The organism is Sporosarcina sp. FSL K6-2383, from assembly GCF_038618305.1.
GTDB lineage: Bacteria > Bacillota > Bacilli > Bacillales_A > Planococcaceae > Sporosarcina.
Genome location: NZ_CP152017.1, coordinates 2,870,603 through 2,890,394 on the forward strand (window position 1 = coordinate 2,870,603; position 19,792 = coordinate 2,890,394).

Here is a 19,792-nt window from a genome sequence, read left to right on the forward strand (position 1 = left end):
GCAGACGATTTTAAATTGTGGTCATGCTTGGCTAGCTATTTCCAACTATTTCATTTGATAATACACTTCGATTGATGTACACTATTTTTAGAAGCTGCGTTGTTCGTATCAACATTAAGTTTTAACCTTTAAGCTGTAAACGGGAGTTTTTTCTAGAAACAGGAATGGCATACCTCGTTCTTTCGATAACGAGGACAAACAGGATTGTTTCTGCGAACACCCACTTTGAGAAGTGGTGGTTTAAAACTTTCTAAGACCGTACGGCAAAGGCGGCTCACCATACAAACCCTTATGGAACGAGGGTTTATAGACTAGCATCATCCTTACGAGGATGGTGTTTTTTTGTTGTAAAAATGCCTATGGGGTTAAAGTGGGGTTAAAATTCTTTTGAATCATTCACAATTCATCATATTTGAACTAAAACAGCCACCCTATTATATAGAAGGTGGCTGTTTTTTGTTCACTTTTTATTTTTTAGTTTTTCGAGCAAGTTGCTTACTTTCTCACGTGTGTTTTCAGTTTCTTCTTTTTGTAATTCTATTGTATAGCCCGATTCTGTTTCTTCTATTAATACAATGTCACCTTCGGAAATCTCGACTGTGATTTCTTCCTTCGGGATCAGTAGTTGGTTTATTTCTTCCGGATGCTCCAAAAATACATACTGGCTATCTTCGATTTTATCTAGTGTGTATTTTTTTGTCATTCACAGGCCCACCCATCTTTATCTCTATCCATCTTAGATTGATATGCTGGATGACCTTTCGCGACACCTGCTGGATGCACAGTTCTTAAGTCTGTACAATTTTTAAAGTTCGTGCGTATAGATGGTTTTGGAACAGGTTTAGTTACCGGTTTAGTTACCGGTTTAGCAATCGGTTTCGGCGCTGGATTAACAGTTGATTTTGTAGCAGGAGCAGTCACCTTTTTACCATCCTTGCATGCAGTAGATACCGCATGTTTAACTCCATTGCTCGTCACAGTAATATCGCAATCAAGTGGTGTTTTGTAAGTTTTGGCACCAACATTTTTCAAACGACTTTCTATTGCTAAATGTGGATGTCCGTAACTATTGTTTTTGCCGTAAGATAATATTGCCACTGATGGCTTAACATTATTGATAAACGCCGCCGAGCTGCTTGTATCGGATCCATGATGCCCGTTTTTAAGTACAGTTGCAGCTACGTCGTATTTTGCTCTGATCTTATCCTCAATCGCTGCATCCGCGTCACCCATCAATAAAAATGACACTTTGTTATAAGTAGCTTTTAACACGATCGATGCGTCATTGCTGTCTTTCGCATTTTCATCCGCATGAAGCACTCGGATAATCATGTTAGGATCCAGTGCTATTTTGTCCAATTCTTGTGCGACTGAAAACTTGATATTCTTTTTATCGATCAATGTAAGTAAATCGTAATAAGTCTGAGACGTATGCACATGTCCAGAATCGATGAAATTAGTGACAGGGAATGCATTTAACACCGTAATTAGTCCACCAATATGATCAGCGTCAGGATGCGTAGCAACTACATAGTCTAGTTTTTTCACACCTTTTGATTTAAGAAATGAAACCACTTTGCCACTGTTTGCTTTTGTGCCACCGTCAACTAGCATGCTTTTGCCTCCTGGTGCTTGAATCAGAATCGAATCCCCCTGCCCCACATCCAAGAAATGCACTTTTAATTCTGCTGGCGCTGCGTTTGCGATTGATGCTGGTAATAAACTGATTGCTAGAATAAATGCTATCAGTATCGAGAAATACTTTTTCATTCCTTCATCCTCCTATAATTCTATTTATCTATCAATCGTAGATTAAATAATACAAAATGTCTATATAGTACTGTAATGTATTCTCTAAATTACTATTGAAGTGGTATTTTATTCATACAAAGTAGGTTGTATCCCCGTTCCGCGCATAATGAAATCAAACGCGTTCATTTCTGGTAGTTTTTCAAGAAAGTCATCTAGTTCACCTGGTTCAAAGAATACGAACGTGTTAATACAATAGTCAACGTCTCCATCAGCGCATAAATATAAGTAGATAGTTGCCCCTCTGTTTTTTTCGAAGTTTGTATTTTCTCCAAGCGCTAGGATCATTACAGTGTCGTCGATAAAGTAAGTGGTTAGAAATTCATTGCCGTACAAATTTAATTTGCTTTCAAATTCCATGACTCAGCCCCCCCCTTTACGCATAGATTCAATACCGTTGTAATATCACCTTTATTAATCGTTCGACAAATAGCGACAAACAAAAAGACCAATCCGGTTAGGACTGGCCACTTTCTCACTTTACACTTACGATAGCGTTGATATTTATCTTTCTTTCCTCATAACCCACCTGTAGCGTTAATTTACCCGTTTGACTGTCGGCGTTAGTTATGACACCACGAGCTGAATCAAACTGCTTCTGATGATAGACAGTGATTTCTACTTCATTTTTAAATTCTAACGCTTCGTTTATTTTTTCGGCGATTAACTCGAAGTCTTCTTCTGTCATTTTTGGAGTCTCTGAGCTCTTGTATGTTTTCTTTGGTTTTGGAATTGCCGTCATTATAAACATCCCCTTTTAATTGATTAGCGACACCGCTGCTATCTCGTCAAACTTATAACGTATTGTCGAAAATGGATCATCCAACACGATTGTTTTATTGTCCATATTTATCTCAATCACTTTTCCGTAATCAACATCCAAATATCCATCACGCCAGTACGTCAACTTGATGGTGCTTTTGCTTTTAAATGCACGTTGGATTTCATCAGCAATTAATTCTAGTTCGTAGTCCTCCAACTGCGGTTTAGCCGTCTTCTTGTCATTTTCCTGCCACTTTTTCATCTCGGCGTTATGCTCAGGCAACATCATGCCTTGCCACTTAATATTCCCTCTATCTTTAATCATATTTTATCATCCTTTGTGTCCGCCGACCAATGCCGACCGTTTAATTGCTGTGCCTGCGTCAGTTAATGAGATTGCTCTTAAGACTGCTGTAGAACCGTATTTATTTCGTATTCTATCCATAACTTTCCCGATTTCTCGTTCACGCCAATTATCCTTCTCGAATAGACTCAGCTGCACAGATTGTTCGTTTTCTAATTTAGTTATCGAAATCGACACCTGGCGTACTGGACGGGCGTCATAGTTTTCACTCAGCAGTTCTTTACATACTGCGTAGATGGCCATTGTCTCGTTTGTAGCTTCATTAATAGTGCGCGAACGTTGAAAACCGCCACCCAATGCATTCTTGCTATATTGGATACCCAAAGTGATTGTACGACCTGTTTTCGAAGCATCCCTAGCCCTTTTCGCTACGTCTTCGCACATCTCGAGCATGACGGCTTTAACCTCTGCAATTGAATTGTAATCTCGCATGAGTATCTGACTCTTACCGTAGCTGACTTGACCTACTGGTACTGGTGTATCCACTCTGGATAGGTCTATACCCCATGCGTGGTGATACAGCTGGTTGCCCATGACGCCAAATTTCTTCTCTAAAATGTCAAGGGATGTGTGGGCGAGATCACCAACAGAGTAGATTCCCATTGCATTTAAAGACTTTTCTGTCCTGCCGCCGATTCCCCACATTTCAGAAAGTGGAGATACTGGCCATAGTTTCTTTTCAACATCCTCAAATCTCCATTTTGCAAAACCTTGTTTCTTCGCTTCCAAGTCCAATGCTAATTTAGACATCAGCATGTTCGGTCCCATGCCAGCCGTTGATGGTAAGCTAAGCGTCTCAAATATTTCTTTTTGAATTTCTCTAACGGTTTCCGCCGGATCTCCCCACAGCTTTTCTGTTCCAGTTAAATCAATAAACGATTCATCGACGCTGTAGACGTGTATCGCTTCAGCTGGGACGTATTTGTGAAGGATGCGAGTAATGGACATCGACATTTCTAAAAAGTACGCCATTTTAGGCTCGAACAAGCGAATATCTGGATGGCTAGGAATATCATATAGCCTGGTTACAGCCGAACGAACACCGAAACGCTTTTTCATTGGTGGACTTGCAGCTAATACGATACTCCCCGGCTGTTTGAAATTTCCGACCACCGCGATAGGAACTGCCCTCACATCTAAATTGTGGATTGCTGCCATGCAGCTGGCGTAAAAGCTCATCATATCAATGCAAGCGACCGAGCGGTTTGGCATCTTACTGTAGTCAATCACACGACGTCACTCTCTTTTCTAACGACGGGAACAAGTGCCAAAATGTTATCAATCGTAAAGGTTCGTTTGGATTCCCTCGTAAAGCAATACGCTCTGAAGGATACATCGCCAACTTGTAGCACTTTGATTCGCCTTTGACTGATTGAACCGTCCTTCGCCATGTAGACCATATCCAATAACTGACCATATTCTACCGACTTAACCAATAGTTTTAGCACGTTTGTTCCCCTCCTTGATTTCAGTATAACGAATGAATGTTCGGTTGTAAAGCAAATAAAAAAGCACCTCGTGAGAGATGCTTTGAACAAACAAGTTACATAGTAGCTAACAGCTCATTTTTAGTAACTGTATCAATAAACCGCTTGCCTATAATAGAATTGATTTGTTTAGTGCTATCAACGAATTTAAGGTTGTTTTTAATTTCGTCAAATGAAAAATGCTCCAAAAGTTCAATAAAAGCACTATTTACAAATGAGGTATTGAGCGCATAAATTCCTTCGAATGAAACAGTTACTTGTTGATTATTAAGCAGAGCGGTTTTCACTAAATCAAAGATGATCTCACCATCTTTATTAAACGATGTGCTATTCACTACATCACTTATTCTGATAAAGTTTACCATGAAAAATCCTCCTCTACGTTATCAAATAGATTTTCAGCTTTCGAGACATCGATTTTTATTTCGATATGGGTACCCGGATAGAAACTTTCCGCCGAACGATACTCTTGTATCATATGACCGTTTTCAAGTCTTGATTCCAGTATACCCCTGTTCGTCAAAATGTAAACAGTCCCACCAGCATTCGCTACCACATTATGGATTAACATATCAAGGCCTGCTCCACGATTGTGAGGTGTAGTTTGTGTAGTGAAATTACGTTTGACAGCATTTCTCAATGCTTCTTCATCGGTAAAGTGTGCAAATTGTGGAAAACTTTTTATGTGTTCTATTATGCCTACTCCGATATCACCTATAGTAATAGTTATACTATTACTTTCTGGATAATATTGCGCAAAGATGTTACTAAAATGTATATCGGCATGATCCCTAACATTGTTAAATATTTCTTCTAAACAAGCTTTAAATGACTCTACTTCTTTTGAAGATTTATTGAGTAACCGCGACAACCATGGTATAAAAGAATGATTAAGCCAGTGATTAAAATTATCTAACATTACATCTTGGAGCGCAACAGTGTCCTCACGCAATGAAGAATTTAAGTTAATCCTGTTTCCTATAAAACCTTCAAAAAAACCACAATCATCTAAAAACTTTTGAGGATTTACGTGTTCCGGTGAAAACTCATCATACTCAACACACAAGAAATCAACCGATTTCCCTTTTGAAAGTAGCCATGTCACCATTCCATGAAGAACGGTTACCCCAATTGGTTCTATGTCCTTTTTACATGTTTCGAAATCGAAAATATATTCTTCGTGCAAAGGATCCCCTGCTTCTGTTACCAATTGATTCGTAAGATCTGCTAATGTTTCGCGCTTTAAACGTTCTGGAAGTATTATATTCATAAGTAACCTCTTTTTCTTATTCAGTAAATGCTTCTATTAGTATAATGCTTTAAAAAATAAAGGAAACCCCTGGGAGACATAAAGTTAACAATATAAACAAAAAAGGCGCCCACTCAATTAAGAGAAGACGCCTTTTGCTTACTTATTTACCGCTACCGTATACTTGACCGCCAAACCTAACACATCCGCATCTGTGAGCGTCCTATTCGCTAGTTTGTCCTGCCACGATGGATGCGCTCCCGCTTTAACGGCTGCATCCACTATGATCTGACGGTGCGCTTTACTCACCAAAGATGTTTCCGTTTCCGATTTTAAAGTAGGGCTTGAGAATACCAATTCCTCTTCCTCCTTTTTAGTGTTATTAAATGCTGATTCTACACGATTTCTATATGGATTAAATGATCCGTCACGCTTAAGAATCAAACGTGGACAGTATTTACCACTCCAATGCTGATGAGGAACAACATCCGTCGGCTTCAATTTAAATCCTTTCAACAACAGCACTGTAAGAGCAATTGCATTGTCTTCAGCTTGCTTTGTATTCGTTTCTGGGTTTTCGCATATCTCGATGCCGATAGATGTACGATTGCCTGAATTCACCCCGCCACCATCTCCACAGTGCCATGCAATTTCGTCAAACGGAATGTGCTGGTAGATGAATTTATCATCGACTGACAGATGCCAGGATACGTGCGTGGTGTCTTTCGGGTGATAGCTAGCTAAGTTGTGGATATAAGTGTTATGCGCCTTAGCGTTCGCGCCCTTGCTAGCGTTGCCTGTGTTGTGAGTGGTAATCTTTTTCGGCTTCATTGGCGTGCCAGGACGAATTTCTGGATTGCCCTTTTGGATGATATCGACAACAACTGTAGCATTGCCGATTTTCATTCCGTTCGTGAGTAACCGCATTATTTCAACCCCTTACGTTTCAATTCCTCTTCCTGTTTTTTAGCTTTTTCAGTCAGTACATATGAGTTTTTGTACACACCGTAGATCAACAACGCAAACGGTACAGCTGCAATCAGCACACCCTCAAATGCTCCGATAGACTCCGTATTAAACCATGCAAATTCGATATTCAAAGTTGCCAAAAATAAAAGGATTGCTGATAGCAACCCTCCGAATAACCCGATGTATTGTTTTAGTTTGTCTGCATTCATGATTTAATTACTCCCTTTCCAAAGTAGCGCAATAAGCGCAATAATGACTGTGCCTACAATCGTTGTGCCTGCCCAAAATACAATTCTGTCTAGCTTATCAATACGGTGATGCGCCGACTTGGCAGATTGAGCCGCTTCCATCGCTGTGTCATTCGTCTTGTTCATCGTTGACAGCAAAGTCTTGATGCTAGCAATATCTTCTTTCATTTCGATAATCATTTTCATATCGTCTTCCGCCACATGATCACTCCTATTTTTTATTTTTTGATAAACAAAAAGGACACCCGATTGGATGCCCTTTACCTTGATATTTGATTATTTCTCGCTACGCCTTATGGTCCGAATAGGCAACAAAATAGCCAACTAAAAGTTGACTTAACATGTTAAACTAAAGCGTCCGATTGTTTAATAGTATGAATTAACGTTTTGAAAATCCTTTTTTAATTTCATCATCACTTTTTCCCTCACCTTTCAACTCAGAAAAGAAGAAGCTCAAATTTTTGTCTATGGAATATGTTTCATACAGTTCGGGACGTAGCGTTTGTGCTTTATTGCTATTCTCAATGCTTCGTTTATTTGGTGAACCATCTTCTTTCGTTCCGTTGCGACGTACATCATAGCAGTAAATTGCATTGGGGTTATTCCGCTCTGCTCGTCTTCCAATTAAGATTCTTTCAATATCACAACTTTTATCCAGTACTTTCATTTTAGGAATGAAAAAGGAAAAGTTTCGAGAGAAATCTTTAAAAAAATCTCTATTAGCATCTCCTCTTTCAACGTCAAAAAAGATACAAAACTCCCTAGCACTCTCAAAACGAACATCGTAGAAGTCTATATAACCCTTAATTGAATTTTTTGTATTGTTCCATGATATAAATTCAACTTTAGCCTTAGCGTAATCGTTAGGTTTTCTCTCCCTTTCATTATATAAAGTTAAAATCACAATATACTTTTCTCCTTTATAAGTAATAGGAAAAGAATCTATAACCCATTCTTTTTCTTTCATATCCCGCAATAAAGAAGGTAAATTTTTAAAAAGTATTTCTGTTTTCTTATTATTCTGCGTCATCATGTCTCCCCCCCTTTCATCCTAATTCGACAAAAGGAAAGGATTCCCTGCAATAAATGACATGAAAAATAACGCTAGCTTATGCTGCGTCTACATCTGCATCTAATAGGACTTGTACATCCGCACGCCACTTAAGCGGCACATCGTCAACCGTCCGCAATTCTTTTTGGATTAAATCATAATATAACTTCGCCATCTTGAGCACCCCCTGCTATGATTTCTGCTAATTCCGCAATGGCTAACTGCATCTCAGTCTTTTCTTGGGCATCTGCCTCTGCCAGTTCTGCAATGGCAAGCATTAAATCAGTACTCTCTTGTTTAAGTTCTTCAAACTCCACTTCTGGCACATTCACATAAATAATTGGAGGCTGTGGCTCTGTATCCGAAAATATTAAAAAATCACCTTCTGATATATTCTGTTCTTCAATCAAGAAGAGATGTGAGTATTCGTCAAGTATAGTATCTCGTTCTTCTTCTGAATCATATCGGACCTTTGTTTTCATTTTGCAACCTCCTAAGTAGTCCTGTTGAACCCTAGATTTGTCGACAAGGTGATCTCTGATACATTTAGAATTGTTGATCCAGGACCTTCGGCAGACACATAAATCCGCATCGAGTCACCATTATTAAAAAGCAAGTCCTCTGTGAATCTCATTGGATTGGTATTTCCATTAGCTGTTTTTCTAACGGTTCCATGGGGAGTACTGTTTCTATATATCTGTGCCACCATTATCCTATCCGGAGCTATATTAAGTTGGTTAAACAAATTAAAACCGATTCTGTATAAACCTCCAACGCTTATTGTTAATGCGAAAATCAAGACATTGTTTGGACTGGGCGCAGATATCGCCCCGGACATTTCATACACGTTAAAACCACCAGGCATAATTGTGGCGGCTGTACCTACCACTCCGCCGATATTGACCCCCTGTTTAACGTTACCTGCAATCAAGTTCGCAAAAGCCGCAGTTACTTTCCCCGCTCCATTGTGATAGCCCGCAGGAATTATTGATTGACCGTTTTGGGTTGTGATAGTTTGATTAATCGCTCCACGATTAGGCATAGTGCCAATGAGTCCTGTATCAAATTCGTTGCTAAACGGCACACCTGCTAGTACCTGTGCCGTTGTAGCTGTCCCTTCGGCACTAGCTTTGATAAAAAAACAATTACTCGCCAGATTGTACCAAACTGTATATGCTTTGCCGGCAATTAATGTAGGCGCCGCCGTTGTATTTGGCTTGTATAGGGGCTTACCGTTAATCGTCGTTGCCGCGCCGCCGTTATTAGCAGAAGCAATAAATGTCTTAGCGTAGCCGTCGGTTAATAGCTGGGTTGTTAATGTAATTGCTGATGCAGTACCGCCAGCCTTTTGATATGCCAAATCCGCCTTATGTGTCTCAATTTCGTCATGAGCATCCTCGATTCCTTGCTCCCACCTGTTAGCATCAGCCTCGGTTGGTGTTTCATTATACTGCCAGTCTGTCTTTGCATCATATGCCATTATCCCACCTCCAAAATGGTGAATGTGTGCGTGATATTCGTGTCGGAGCTTATAGGTAGATAAACGTCATTAATCGAAATAACTTGGTCACCGGCTTTTAATAGCGCCATCGTCTTCACTTCTGCTACTGATCCAAATGGGATTTCATATGACATATTCACTTTGTTGCCGACCACGCTTTTCACGATGAAATTTGTAATGTCAAACGTGCCGTTAATTTGTACCTTAGCGATTTGTGACTCGACAAAAGATGCTATATCGCTTTGAAAAGCTGTTGGAATCATTTTAACGTCACCTCATTTGTTGAGACTGCAAAAGGCGTAACGCCCAACCTCCAAGTTGTTCCCAGCCTCAGATTTCTACTTAACTTGTGGGCTACAATACTTTCTTTGATGCCCATAGAATCATTAATAGCTGTTTTTTGTAAGTAAATCATGTTTAAGGGTACAATTTTTTCAATCGTAATAAGAACTTCTTTAAACATGGCAGCATCGTTTATTGCTAAACTGACGGAAAGGATGAAATTATCTACATCGACATTAACAGTCGAGACGCCCTTGCCTAGCAGGAAATCGAATCTATCCTGCAGGTATCTTTCCGTGAATGGTGGTCTGATAGATTGACGGTTAATGATTCGTTTACGACGGAAATCTAATGTTTCGATAGTCAGGTCGGCTTGAATCTTGAATGTCCTCTCACGCCGCACTATTGATGGTTCTCTTGCTGTCATGATGAATTGGTCATTGAGAATGTTATCGAGTTCGGCATCCAGTTCGTCGAATTGCTCACCCTCAACTTCAGCAATGACGCGAAATTCCCGAATGTCATGATAGAACTCTGGTAGGTACTCGAGTAAATCAGTCATGGAGCGTCACCGTCCCTAATTCTGGGATTTGGGTAGGAGTTAAATCAACATTAGCCGCTATACCATTCAAGAGAGTGCCGCTCACGTCTTGAACACCTTCAACCGTTATGATACGTGATTCAATTTGACTGATTCGTACAACAAGAAAATCTGTAGGCTCTCCATCTTTCCACTCTTTTCGGAGATTCGCATAATAACTTTCTATCACGCTTTCGACATCCGCTTGAACTTGGCCGACTGTTCTCCCGCCACTTAGCGAGAGAGTGGTTTCAACATCGACCACTACTTTTGTGACACCTGATAATATTAACCGGTGACCAATTGGAGCCGTACCTAATCCATCGCCCTGATTAACAACTGGGTCCATCTCTGTTTGGACAGAATCTACTAGTCCAACGGACGGGACATTAAAACTAGAATCAATAATGACTGCACCGACAGTACCACCACCTGCAGGTGTTCTGAGTAACTTTACGCCACCCACGCCGACAATTTCTTCGATTTTCTTTTTGTAATCTGCTCGATTACCGCCAAAAGACTGCTCGTTGATGTCGTCTTGGTAACGATCGTACAACACCTCATCGGTTTCTTCGTCTTCACCGGGGACCAACACATCTGCTAGTTGAGCGCTACCTAAACCATCAATTGATTCAACGGGTAGCAAGTCGCCGAAGTCTTGGTTTCCAACAATCCCGAGCGTTTCCGCTCTAAGCTTAAATTCGCCTAGAGTTATTCGATCCGTTACCTCGTAAACTATTTCATTCAACCTAAATCTACTTCCGTTTGCGACGTCCAGAGCTACTGAGTTAGTATCTGTAAATATTGCTTTTCGAATGGCCGCAGTAGCCCTTTTACGATTCACACCAAACTCCGCAGTTCTTCGCCCTAAATACTCCCCATCTGACGTATCCGCATAAACGAGCCGAAGAACAACGTCCAAGTCTGAATACTTCTCGGCAAGTCTCATTGCTGCTGGCGCAAGGGCGTCATAGATAATCGAGCCTTCCCTTTTATCGACGTCGTCCGGCACATCCGCTAGCAGCTCGGCTAGTATATTTTCAAAGGTTTTATGCTCAAACAAAATTAATCACCTCTCTTAACACGTTGACATCGCCATAAATTGTGATTGCGGTTAAACTAGCAAACGCCTTATCCTTTTCAAATTCAAGACTGAAATCTTCGATGGATGTAATGCGGCCATCTTGCAACAGTGTTTCTTTAACTCGTCGAGGTAACTCAGCTTGGACAAATATTCGTTCTTTGCCTGTCATACCCTCAAAGCCATAATCGTCGGAATAAATCAGATGTTCAAAGCGGATTGTTTGCATCATCTTAAATATCGCTTGCTCCATTGCATCGAGCTTATCGGTCATACCCACACAGCGACCACGTTTAAAGTCGAGCTTGTACGTCCTAGTAGGTAGTTCAGCTTCATCAATGACTTCTACTTCATCAGTTATTGTAAATTCACCGATTGGCAACACCAATTAGTCCACCACCTTGTCTAAGACCACGAATTGTTGGCCGCCTTGCACGCGAGCCAATACCACGCCATCGCCTTTTTTCAATCCCTCTCGAATCACTATTTTAGTAAGGGCATCAACACCTCCGTGATTATGTTTTAAATCTATCTCTAACCTAGTAACGCGTTCGGTTATTACCAGAAATTCTCTCGTCAATTTCAACTTCTGATGTATTTCAATTTCAATAGGATTTGCATTTGCGACTGTTCCAACAAAGATATTCACGGGATTAGACGCTTCAAAAGCTTTCATTGCTGTTATTTTAATTAACTCAATCATTAGATCACCTTCAATTTCAAAGACATTGTGTGTATCCCTGCATTCCATTTGTGCGAACAATCATCAACAAGAAAATATTCTTTAATTCCAAGCTTCTCGATGTACACCATGACAAAGCTACCCGCACGGACTTTCCAATGACCAATGCAATCAAGAGTCAATTCTTTGGATTCGCGATTTCTCAACTTAATAAATCGGTCAGCAAGATCTTTAATCTGCGCCGGCTCCATGTTTTCATCAACTTTTTGAAAATGTTGCAGTCTGCCCCATTTAGCGATATTCGCGCTATCTTGTACGATATATACTTCACGTTTTTTCGTTTCCTTGTTGTCATGGACAAGTTTAACGCGGTTATATGTTTCTTTATCAATGGATTTTTTATAATCAAAATCAAAAAGCAGACTCTCCTCTCCAATGTAGAAGTCGTCTGCTGGTATTCTCATATTTTCAATATTTCTTAGGTCTAATGCTCCGAAGTTGTCGAATAGAATAAAGTTTCGATTCGTAGCAATTAGAGTGGAATCCAAGAACTTTGTAGCAACGTCAAAGGCTTTCTTGTCGTCCTCAATCATTCCAGGTACTTTATATTTCGTATCTTCAAACGTGCCAATTTTCAACTTAGCATCCGTTGCTATTTTTTTGATAGCCGCAGTAGCGGTTGTAGATGAAAAAACAAATGTGTCATTAAACATCAAATACTTTAACTGATCGTACGCCTTAACTGTTGCAGCACTATCTTTATTTAAACCAACATCGAAGATAAAACCATAAAACACTTTTTCTTTACCGTCCATAACCCGAACGATATTCCCATTGTTGATAGGATGTTTCAACGGCTCATTTACAACGAGTTTCACATCCAGTGTCCCAACCTTGCCTATACGTCCCGTCTTCCAATCTACGGATGATACAGGTATGTCCCAGACAGTACCATTAAGGTTATCAATCAACACTTCCATGCATCATCCCTCATTTCGTTGGGAGCTTTACTTTCAAGCCGATTGGTAGGCTACTAAATTGACTGTCTTTAATTCCATTTAAATTCGCTATTTCTCTAAATCGGTTACCATCACCTAAATACTTTTGAGCAACTTTCCACAGGCTGTCACCGCTAATGAGTGAATATGTTTGAGGTGCAGGCTTTGAGTTTTGACGTGGTGGAGCTGTTTTTTTGACGACTGCCGCTTTAACGGATGCAGTTGATACAATAGGCTTTTTCACCGCCATCTTTTTTGGAGCGAAATGCACATATTTCTTTAAAGCTAAAGTGAAATAAACATCTCCGCTACCATCCGATTCCTCATAATCAAACTTCTCAATAGTAACCAGCTCATTGATAGAAAAAGAACCGTTCACATAAATATAGCGAACGGCCATCTTATTTTTCTTCCAACGTTTTAAAGCATCGATATAATACTGAGGTTCCCTAAAAGCAGTCGACGAATAATGCGTTTCGGTAGCAGGGAAAAAGGATTCCAAAGGATATTCTTCGAGTTTCGGGTCTTTCGGTATGTTGATATTTCCGAGTTTCGAGATAGAGAAATCCTCACCATCCCCAGCTCCCAATTCACTCACTTTCTCAGGCAGAATCGGTAATTGGAAGCCTTCTTCATCGTTATTCGCGCTAAAGTAGATACCACGCATTACGTGTAGACCCCCTCTACCGATTCGTTCGATTGATCCGTCAGTTTATCGGTTAATTTAGCGACAAGCTTGTCTAGATCAGCATCTTCTCGGATAGTCATATCCCCCATGAATTGGACCGTAGGGTTAAGCGTTTGGAAGTTTTGAATGGAACGAATATCCGCCAACTCTCTCAGCATTTTCAAATCTTCATCTGCAATACTGATTTCATCATCGATTTTACCGACCTTGTCGAGTTTACCGCCTTTTAGTTTTCCGTCACCAAAGACATTACCTGTATCTATATTTGGAGGTACTTTGAATTTATCACCTGCATTCCCGAAGCTAGGCAATTTCATATTCGAACCTTTACTGTAGCCCGATTGATATGCTCCGGGGATGCTTTTCAAATCCATTCGCGCGAGATTAACGACATTCTTAGTACTAGTAGGAGCTTCTAAGTTGTTAGCCATATTTTTAAGGCTATTAGAAAGCACATTGCTAGTTCCGGCGCTCAATTTACCAACTTCCCCTAGATCAATACCGGTTACTTTTGCAATAGCTTTCAGCAAACCATTAATGCCTCCAATAGCGACATTAGCACCCGCTACAAAAGCTTTACCTAGGAAGTTAGTTACGTTGTCAAATGAGCCGCCCATTGCCGCCATATTGTCTATGACATGTTTAGTTAAATCATAGAACAGTTTCTCTACCGCGTACTTTGGGTCAATGAACAGATTAATAAGGAATTCTGCAAGCATCGCAAACATATTCCACATATTCGCTACTTGATTCCAAACCACTGCACCTAATGCGAAGAATAGTCCGCCAACGAAACCAAGAATTTGTTCGGTTGTTACTCCGAAGTGCATTAGAATAGCTATTAAAGCAACTACTATTCCGATGATTAGAGCAATCGGCCAATAAACAGCCAACCAAGCGGCGGCCTGCGCCAATACAGGTTGTACCAAAAGCCAAAGCTTAACTGACATCGAACTTAACCACCCCATTATCACAGGGAAATATACTGCAATTAATACCGCTAGCCCCGCTGCCATGACGGGCCAATATTCAGAAACTGCACCAATAGCACCGTATATTCCTTCGATGACATCAAACATAATAGACATTGCTGCTACAAACACTGCGACAAATCCCATAGCATGTCCTGCAAGAACTTGGAATGCATCTGAGTTAACGAATTGATTGAACCTAATAAATAATGGTTCAAATGCTCTGCCGGACCAATTTTTGAACAATACCATAGCATCTGCAAAGGTTAATGGAAGTGAAGCAAACATTTCTTCGATTTCTGTCCCTGCACTAAATAATGCGCTTTTAATGACAGCTGAAGTTATTTTCCCTTCAGAAGATAACTTTTTCAATGAACCTTCACCTTGCCCCATTGCTTTCTCGATTGCTTTTGCAAGTAAAGGAGCGTTTTCAATTATTGAAACGTATTCATCACCCTGCAAACGCCCAGAGGACATCGCTTGGGTTAGTTGACGTGTAGCAGCTTGACGGGCTTGAGTATCTGCACCAGATACCGAAAGTGCTTTCCCCATCAATTCAGAGAAAAGAATAGTTTCGTCGTTTCCGCTAAAAGCATGTCCTGCTAGTAAGTTCAACTTCGCTACGCTATCTGCCATAACATTGTACGGAGTTAACGATCGTTGAGCTGCGTTGTATATCTTATCTTGCAATTCTGCCTGCGTCTGCAATCCATCATTGATTAAATTCAGTCGGGCTGTTGTGGATGTCATCGTATCTGAAGCACCAACAAATTTCTTAAATCCGTTCGCTAACCCTTGTAAGGAAAGATACGCCGCTGCAGCTCCTACAAAACTGGAGAAGAAATTCTTCACTGCCCCCGCCGCACTTTCAACAGGGCTCCTTATTCGTCTAAATCCTTCACTCAATCGATCTGTAGAGCTTGTCGAGGAACGTAAACGCTCCAAGTCTGCAGATGCGTTTTGAATATCACTTCTCGCTCGCTGCAATCCTCGGGTATCAACGCTGTTAGCTGTTTGATCCATACGCTCCATAATTGCAATGGTACGATCCATTGCTCTCATCATTTTCATTAATGGACCAGTCAATTTGTCTTGTAAAGATAATGTTGTTTGTGCCCCAGCCATTGTCACACCTTCTTTCATCATAAGAAAAAGCACCCCTAAACGGGATGCTTGAAATTATTTTGCTTTATCAAAGATTAAACTCTGTTTGCTCATCTACACCGCGGAACTCTTTAACTAATTCACTTGGTTCAATAGTAGCTAATTTTTTTAAAAGTACTTTATCGAACTTTCCGGTTACACCATTCATCATTGCCGGCATACCAAAAGTGATATTCGCAATTTCTTCATTCGAGGATACGTATGAAATGATATAAAGGTAGTTCTGTTTAGAACCACTTTTTTTCCCGATACCTGAAAGTCCTCCCAGAATCAAACCTGCTGGCCCGAACAAAACTCCACCAAGTACGCCTCGACCAATCGCGCTTTTGTTCTTTTCAATTAGCTCTTTCTCAGTCGTCAACACAGTAGCCAACATGTTTTTCAGCGGTATGTTAAAAGTGGTTGCCGCAATACTTTTAAAACCTTTGAATCCCTTTTCAACAATAATAAATCGTTCTTCGTCAAATGTTAATTCTATTTGAGCTTTCGGGTCTTTTATTGGTAACCCATCAACTAAACTTACAATAGCTTTCAAAATAACCCCTCCTAATACTTTTCTACTATTCTAGCAGATTTTGCATATTGAGAAAGCTATTTTAAAATTTATGCGATAAATACTACATGACAATCACCCCTTTCAATGAAAAAACACCCTCATATGAGAGTGTTCCTCCTTAATTTAAATTTGTATTTGTAACTCTTGAAAACTTTCTAGTAACAGACTCTTATACGATTTTGTCGCTAAGCGTGCTTCATCATAAGAGTCACACCGAAACTTTATCTCTTGTAAAACTGTATTTGTTTCTATATTCATTGTCGATAAAGTATATTCTACAATTCCATCCCGAACACTATCATCTAAATCATGAGTTAGAAACACTTTCAATTTTTCTAATCCGGCATGCAATATGTTAGCAACATCGAGATTGATTACCTCTTTTAAAGATTTTGCAATCGATTCTCTTTCGATTGTTTCAGCCACAAAGACCCACCAACCTTCTTTGATGCAAAACGGAAAATATTTCTTTTTCCCATTCTTTTAATGGTTCAGTTTCTGATTCAAAGAAATTAATAAGTTTGAAAACTGTTCTTAGGTGAATATTTTCAATATCTAACTTCATTTTTTCTACACAAGACTTAAAGAAGTCATCGTAACCCGTTCCATTCGTAATCTCGACACCCAATGATTTACTTATTTCTTGCACTATCGAGAATGCCGTAACCGTAAGTTTAGTGTTACCCATAATTATCCTCCTCATTTCGAGGACATCCACTTTTAATTATAACCTTATAAGGTTATAATAGATTTAGGTTAGGGTGGATGTCACTCTTATAATGTCACAATCTGAGCGCCAACTTAGATTGTGGCTTTTTATTTTTACTGCACATATTTTCCGTACACTTCCTCACTTACTGAAAGTTCAAGTTGAAACTTATCCTTAACAATCATCAAATCCACTGTATCTGCTAAAATCGGCTCTCGTTCCACTAGCATTCTCGGTGTCATTTGATTCTTTTTCAATGCTTTTGGATGTCCATGACGACTAGATACTGCTTTGTTCGCAATTGTATTCGCTTTGATAAAGTTAACTCGTTTTGGCTCCTGCAAAGATTGGCTTAGCTTCGACATCATTTCTTTTTGATGCTCCTTATCCAACATGCGGAACACTTGGAATCCCTCTAAGCCCGAAGACTGGCGAAGTTCTTTAATTACCTGCTTAACCCACTTCTTGAATTCTTTAGCCTCTTTATTCTCACTGCCGAATATCGCCTCGTAAATACCAAATTCCGAAATAATCGTGTCTGGTCGTCCACCTTTCCCAATACGCGTTAAACGCATATTGCTCTTTTCTTCAACATCTAGCCTTCTTGTTAAATCAGATGCAGTCTTATAACCCAACGCCAATGCCACATCTTTCGCAATCGCCCACCAGTCACCAGGATTTTTCTCAACAAAACGAATTTCACGCCCCATCCAATTCTCTATTTTGATATTCATCCAACGCTTCCTCCTCTTTGAATTTAATTAGTTCTCCAATCTCACATTTAAGATACTTGCAAATTATTGATAGTGTTGTAAATTTCACTCCTTTAGCTCTCTCATAATAAAGTGAGATTATTGTTGTACGAGATATTCCAGTCGCTCGATGTAAATCTGAAATAGTCATACGTCGCTGCGCCAATAAAACAGGTAAATTTATATCGACCATCCACCACACCTCCCATCTGTTCATCCTACGTCATTTTCAAATTGATTGTTCAAACATCTGAACATACAATAACTAAACAATACATCACACTTTTAATCAAGTCAAGTCTTTCATTGTTAAATAGTTGCAATTTGTTCAGACTCTAATACAATTGTTCTTAAGAGGTGATGAAATGATTAGATGCAACTTATCTGTTTTGTTAGCTGAAAGGGAACTCAAAATCAGTGATGTAGCTAGAATAACCGGAATATCTCGTACTACATTAACCGCGTTAGCTTATAATCACGGTAAAGGAATACAATTTGACACATTTGATACTCTTTGCAATTACCTAAAGGTCACTCCGAATGAATTATTTATCCAAGAAAAATTTAATTATGAATTCGAAGTGCTTGATTACAATCCGAGTAACCGCTCTGAACAATCCCGTGTAAACTCAATAATAGAGTTTAAAGACCAAAAAATCGTTTCCGAATTTTTGGTAGATATTAGTATCGGTAGTTCGGAAAAAGAACCCGTTGATGGAAAGGAATACATCACCGACATAGGTCTACATGCTAAATATTCTGATGAAATTAAAACTATTTTGCAGGATGTACCACGTGCGTTTATTACTGAATTGGAAAAGGAGTTATTAGAAACCGTTAAGTCAAATCTTATTCTTCACTACTCTTTTGATGATGATTTAAAAGCTTTTTTCTATTAATATTTAACATCGAAGTGGTAGTAAGAAATTCAAAAGAGCTGAGAATCTTCTCTGACTCTTTTTGTTTTGGGTCGATAAATAATCTAAATCCAATACACTAAACACTCCCCTCCCTAAAAAACCATACAAAAACACCCCTAAGAATCCGTTTATTATAATAAACGGCTTTCCGAGGGGTGCTCCCTTTAAGGTTTATATGATTATTTGAATCATACAACACCCCATACCGATTATCAACTATTATTTAATTAAATTTTCAACTAGTTTTGAGATTCCCGACAAAAAAGCACCACAAAACCACCGGTTGACGGGGTTTTGTGGTGCTTCCACATTTGTAAGCAATTCAATTACTCACTATGCTACAGCACCTTTTAGTTACATGCAAGTATTCTTTTTTATTTCTTAATCTTATCCGCTTCATCCTTCTCTTTCTTCAACTGCACCTTAATACTAGCAATCACAAATAATTTCTCCTTGCGATCCATATTTAGAAATTCAAGCGGGCGAATATTAAAGCGGTGGAGGGCAACATGAGCGTAGACAGCTTCGGCATCTACCTCATCTTCCCCTCCATCAATCAGTTTTTTGCTTCTTCAATCTCGTCATCCATAGATACATCAATTCCGCTGATCTCCGTTACCTTTTCAAGAATCTGGTTAGCTTCACCAAGCAAGAACAGTTTGGAGTAAAGGTTGTCAGCTCCACGTACACCGTACGATTCCTGTAATTCCACATCGCTTAGGTCGGGATGCTCTATTGATGCAGTACAAATCTCGCGATTGTATTTGATCGTATCGAAGACACGCTCTTGCTTACCCTTTTTACCCGGCTTATTCTTAAAACAACCTTCACTAATTGCATCTGCTTCGCCAGATGACAACGGACGCAAAATAATAGCTTCATCAAAGCGTTCAAGCTTCAAAGAGGCGTTCTCTACTTCTTTTACATTCCCTTTTAAAAATGATTTAAATTTACTCATCCATGTTTTCC

At 39.6% G+C, this 19,792-nt stretch carries 31 protein-coding genes and 1 other RNA gene; 2 read left to right on the top strand and 30 right to left on the bottom strand.

Features of this window, described 5'->3' with window-relative positions:
- Positions 1-88 precede the first annotated feature (88 nt).
- A non-coding RNA gene (gene ssrS, locus MKZ10_RS14200) (6S RNA) lies at positions 89-280 on the top strand.
- Between the two features lie 180 nt (positions 281-460).
- Here the strand turns inward: ssrS and MKZ10_RS14205 are convergent.
- The 29 genes from MKZ10_RS14205 to MKZ10_RS14345 all read right to left on the bottom strand — a co-directional run bounded on the left by MKZ10_RS14205 (position 461) and on the right by MKZ10_RS14345 (position 18,096).
- On the bottom strand, positions 461-703 hold the full coding sequence (locus MKZ10_RS14205) for a DUF3006 family protein (protein ID WP_342505592.1): 243 nt from the start codon (positions 701-703) through the stop codon (positions 461-463).
- Positions 700-1,770 (bottom strand): MBL fold metallo-hydrolase, encoded by a 1,071-nt coding sequence (locus MKZ10_RS14210; RefSeq protein WP_342505593.1) that lies wholly within the window; start codon positions 1,768-1,770, stop codon positions 700-702. The genes MKZ10_RS14205 and MKZ10_RS14210 overlap by 4 nt, the downstream gene beginning before the upstream one ends.
- A 108-nt stretch (positions 1,771-1,878) precedes the next feature.
- Positions 1,879-2,169 (bottom strand): hypothetical protein, encoded by a 291-nt coding sequence (locus tag MKZ10_RS14215; protein ID WP_342505594.1) that lies wholly within the window; start codon positions 2,167-2,169, stop codon positions 1,879-1,881.
- A 115-nt stretch (positions 2,170-2,284) separates the two neighbouring features.
- On the bottom strand, positions 2,285-2,551 hold the full coding sequence (locus MKZ10_RS14220) for a YolD-like family protein (RefSeq protein ID WP_342505595.1): 267 nt from the start codon (positions 2,549-2,551) through the stop codon (positions 2,285-2,287).
- Positions 2,552-2,566: 15 nt separating this feature from the next.
- On the bottom strand, positions 2,567-2,896 hold the full coding sequence (locus tag MKZ10_RS14225; RefSeq protein ID WP_342505596.1) for a YolD-like family protein: 330 nt from the start codon (positions 2,894-2,896) through the stop codon (positions 2,567-2,569).
- Between the two features lie 6 nt (positions 2,897-2,902).
- A complete protein-coding gene (locus MKZ10_RS14230; RefSeq protein ID WP_342510224.1) occupies positions 2,903-4,162 on the bottom strand; it encodes a UV damage repair protein UvrX in 1,260 nt (419 codons plus the stop codon).
- Positions 4,162-4,383, bottom strand: coding sequence for a transcriptional regulator (locus tag MKZ10_RS14235; RefSeq protein WP_342505597.1), 222 nt, complete (start codon positions 4,381-4,383; stop codon positions 4,162-4,164). Before MKZ10_RS14235 ends, MKZ10_RS14230 begins: the two co-directional genes overlap by 1 nt.
- Before the next feature lie 95 nt (positions 4,384-4,478).
- On the bottom strand, positions 4,479-4,787 hold the full coding sequence (locus MKZ10_RS14240; RefSeq protein WP_342505598.1) for an STAS-like domain-containing protein: 309 nt from the start codon (positions 4,785-4,787) through the stop codon (positions 4,479-4,481).
- Complete coding sequence (locus tag MKZ10_RS14245; protein ID WP_342505599.1) at positions 4,781-5,692, bottom strand: hypothetical protein; 912 nt, start codon at positions 5,690-5,692, stop codon at positions 4,781-4,783. The genes MKZ10_RS14240 and MKZ10_RS14245 overlap by 7 nt, the downstream gene beginning before the upstream one ends.
- A gap of 138 nt (positions 5,693-5,830) precedes the next feature.
- The gene (locus tag MKZ10_RS14250) at positions 5,831-6,598 is read right to left on the bottom strand and encodes an N-acetylmuramoyl-L-alanine amidase (RefSeq protein WP_342505600.1); all 768 of its coding nucleotides are present in this window, start codon (positions 6,596-6,598) and stop codon (positions 5,831-5,833) included.
- Positions 6,598-6,849, bottom strand: coding sequence for a phage holin (locus tag MKZ10_RS14255; RefSeq protein ID WP_342505601.1), 252 nt, complete (start codon positions 6,847-6,849; stop codon positions 6,598-6,600). Before MKZ10_RS14255 ends, MKZ10_RS14250 begins: the two co-directional genes overlap by 1 nt.
- A gap of 3 nt (positions 6,850-6,852) precedes the next feature.
- The gene (locus MKZ10_RS14260) at positions 6,853-7,089 is read right to left on the bottom strand and encodes a hemolysin XhlA family protein (protein WP_342505602.1); all 237 of its coding nucleotides are present in this window, start codon (positions 7,087-7,089) and stop codon (positions 6,853-6,855) included.
- A 178-nt stretch (positions 7,090-7,267) separates the two neighbouring features.
- Positions 7,268-7,921 (bottom strand): DUF6037 family protein, encoded by a 654-nt coding sequence (locus tag MKZ10_RS14265; RefSeq protein ID WP_342505603.1) that lies wholly within the window; start codon positions 7,919-7,921, stop codon positions 7,268-7,270.
- Positions 7,922-7,997: 76 nt separating this feature from the next.
- Positions 7,998-8,114, bottom strand: coding sequence for a CD1375 family protein (locus tag MKZ10_RS14270; protein WP_342505604.1), 117 nt, complete (start codon positions 8,112-8,114; stop codon positions 7,998-8,000).
- A complete protein-coding gene (locus MKZ10_RS14275) occupies positions 8,095-8,421 on the bottom strand; it encodes a hypothetical protein (protein ID WP_342505605.1) in 327 nt (108 codons plus the stop codon). Before MKZ10_RS14275 ends, MKZ10_RS14270 begins: the two co-directional genes overlap by 20 nt.
- Before the next feature lie 11 nt (positions 8,422-8,432).
- Entirely contained in the window at positions 8,433-9,419 is a 987-nt protein-coding gene (locus MKZ10_RS14280; protein ID WP_342505606.1) for a hypothetical protein, read from the bottom strand.
- Positions 9,419-9,703: a ketopantoate hydroxymethyltransferase gene (locus MKZ10_RS14285; RefSeq protein ID WP_342505607.1), complete on the bottom strand. Its 285-nt coding sequence runs from the start codon at positions 9,701-9,703 to the stop codon at positions 9,419-9,421. Before MKZ10_RS14285 ends, MKZ10_RS14280 begins: the two co-directional genes overlap by 1 nt.
- Positions 9,700-10,284, bottom strand: coding sequence for a putative phage tail protein (locus MKZ10_RS14290; RefSeq protein WP_342505608.1), 585 nt, complete (start codon positions 10,282-10,284; stop codon positions 9,700-9,702). Before MKZ10_RS14290 ends, MKZ10_RS14285 begins: the two co-directional genes overlap by 4 nt.
- Positions 10,277-11,365: a baseplate J/gp47 family protein gene (locus MKZ10_RS14295; RefSeq protein ID WP_342505609.1), complete on the bottom strand. Its 1,089-nt coding sequence runs from the start codon at positions 11,363-11,365 to the stop codon at positions 10,277-10,279. Before MKZ10_RS14295 ends, MKZ10_RS14290 begins: the two co-directional genes overlap by 8 nt.
- Positions 11,358-11,768 (bottom strand): DUF2634 domain-containing protein, encoded by a 411-nt coding sequence (locus MKZ10_RS14300; RefSeq protein ID WP_342510226.1) that lies wholly within the window; start codon positions 11,766-11,768, stop codon positions 11,358-11,360. Before MKZ10_RS14300 ends, MKZ10_RS14295 begins: the two co-directional genes overlap by 8 nt.
- A gap of 3 nt (positions 11,769-11,771) precedes the next feature.
- Positions 11,772-12,086 (bottom strand): DUF2577 domain-containing protein, encoded by a 315-nt coding sequence (locus MKZ10_RS14305; protein WP_342505610.1) that lies wholly within the window; start codon positions 12,084-12,086, stop codon positions 11,772-11,774.
- Complete coding sequence (locus MKZ10_RS14310; RefSeq protein ID WP_342505611.1) at positions 12,086-13,045, bottom strand: hypothetical protein; 960 nt, start codon at positions 13,043-13,045, stop codon at positions 12,086-12,088. The genes MKZ10_RS14305 and MKZ10_RS14310 overlap by 1 nt, the downstream gene beginning before the upstream one ends.
- 10 nt (positions 13,046-13,055) lie before the next feature.
- Positions 13,056-13,730, bottom strand: a complete 675-nt coding sequence (locus MKZ10_RS14315) for a LysM peptidoglycan-binding domain-containing protein (RefSeq protein WP_342505612.1) — start codon at positions 13,728-13,730, stop codon at positions 13,056-13,058.
- Positions 13,730-15,868, bottom strand: a complete 2,139-nt coding sequence (locus MKZ10_RS14320) for a tape measure protein (RefSeq protein WP_342505613.1) — start codon at positions 15,866-15,868, stop codon at positions 13,730-13,732. Before MKZ10_RS14320 ends, MKZ10_RS14315 begins: the two co-directional genes overlap by 1 nt.
- Before the next feature lie 46 nt (positions 15,869-15,914).
- The gene (locus tag MKZ10_RS14325) at positions 15,915-16,421 is read right to left on the bottom strand and encodes a hypothetical protein (RefSeq protein ID WP_342505614.1); all 507 of its coding nucleotides are present in this window, start codon (positions 16,419-16,421) and stop codon (positions 15,915-15,917) included.
- A gap of 144 nt (positions 16,422-16,565) precedes the next feature.
- Positions 16,566-16,868, bottom strand: a complete 303-nt coding sequence (locus MKZ10_RS14330; protein WP_342505615.1) for a hypothetical protein — start codon at positions 16,866-16,868, stop codon at positions 16,566-16,568.
- The gene (locus tag MKZ10_RS14335) at positions 16,861-17,130 is read right to left on the bottom strand and encodes a hypothetical protein (RefSeq protein ID WP_342505616.1); all 270 of its coding nucleotides are present in this window, start codon (positions 17,128-17,130) and stop codon (positions 16,861-16,863) included. Before MKZ10_RS14335 ends, MKZ10_RS14330 begins: the two co-directional genes overlap by 8 nt.
- A gap of 134 nt (positions 17,131-17,264) precedes the next feature.
- Positions 17,265-17,885, bottom strand: a complete 621-nt coding sequence (locus MKZ10_RS14340) for a BRO family protein (protein ID WP_342505617.1) — start codon at positions 17,883-17,885, stop codon at positions 17,265-17,267.
- Positions 17,851-18,096 carry a helix-turn-helix transcriptional regulator gene (locus tag MKZ10_RS14345; RefSeq protein ID WP_342505618.1) on the bottom strand — a complete coding sequence of 82 codons (246 nt, stop codon included), beginning with the start codon at positions 18,094-18,096 and terminating at the stop codon, positions 17,851-17,853. The genes MKZ10_RS14340 and MKZ10_RS14345 overlap by 35 nt, the downstream gene beginning before the upstream one ends.
- A gap of 172 nt (positions 18,097-18,268) precedes the next feature.
- Here MKZ10_RS14345 and MKZ10_RS14350 point away from each other — a divergent pair, with 172 nt between their 5' ends.
- Complete coding sequence (locus tag MKZ10_RS14350) at positions 18,269-18,802, top strand: helix-turn-helix transcriptional regulator (RefSeq protein WP_342505619.1); 534 nt, start codon at positions 18,269-18,271, stop codon at positions 18,800-18,802.
- A 577-nt stretch (positions 18,803-19,379) separates the two neighbouring features.
- Here the strand turns inward: MKZ10_RS14350 and MKZ10_RS14355 are convergent.
- Positions 19,380-19,781, bottom strand: a complete 402-nt coding sequence (locus MKZ10_RS14355; RefSeq protein ID WP_342505620.1) for a phage portal protein — start codon at positions 19,779-19,781, stop codon at positions 19,380-19,382.
- Positions 19,782-19,792: the final 11 nt, after the last annotated feature.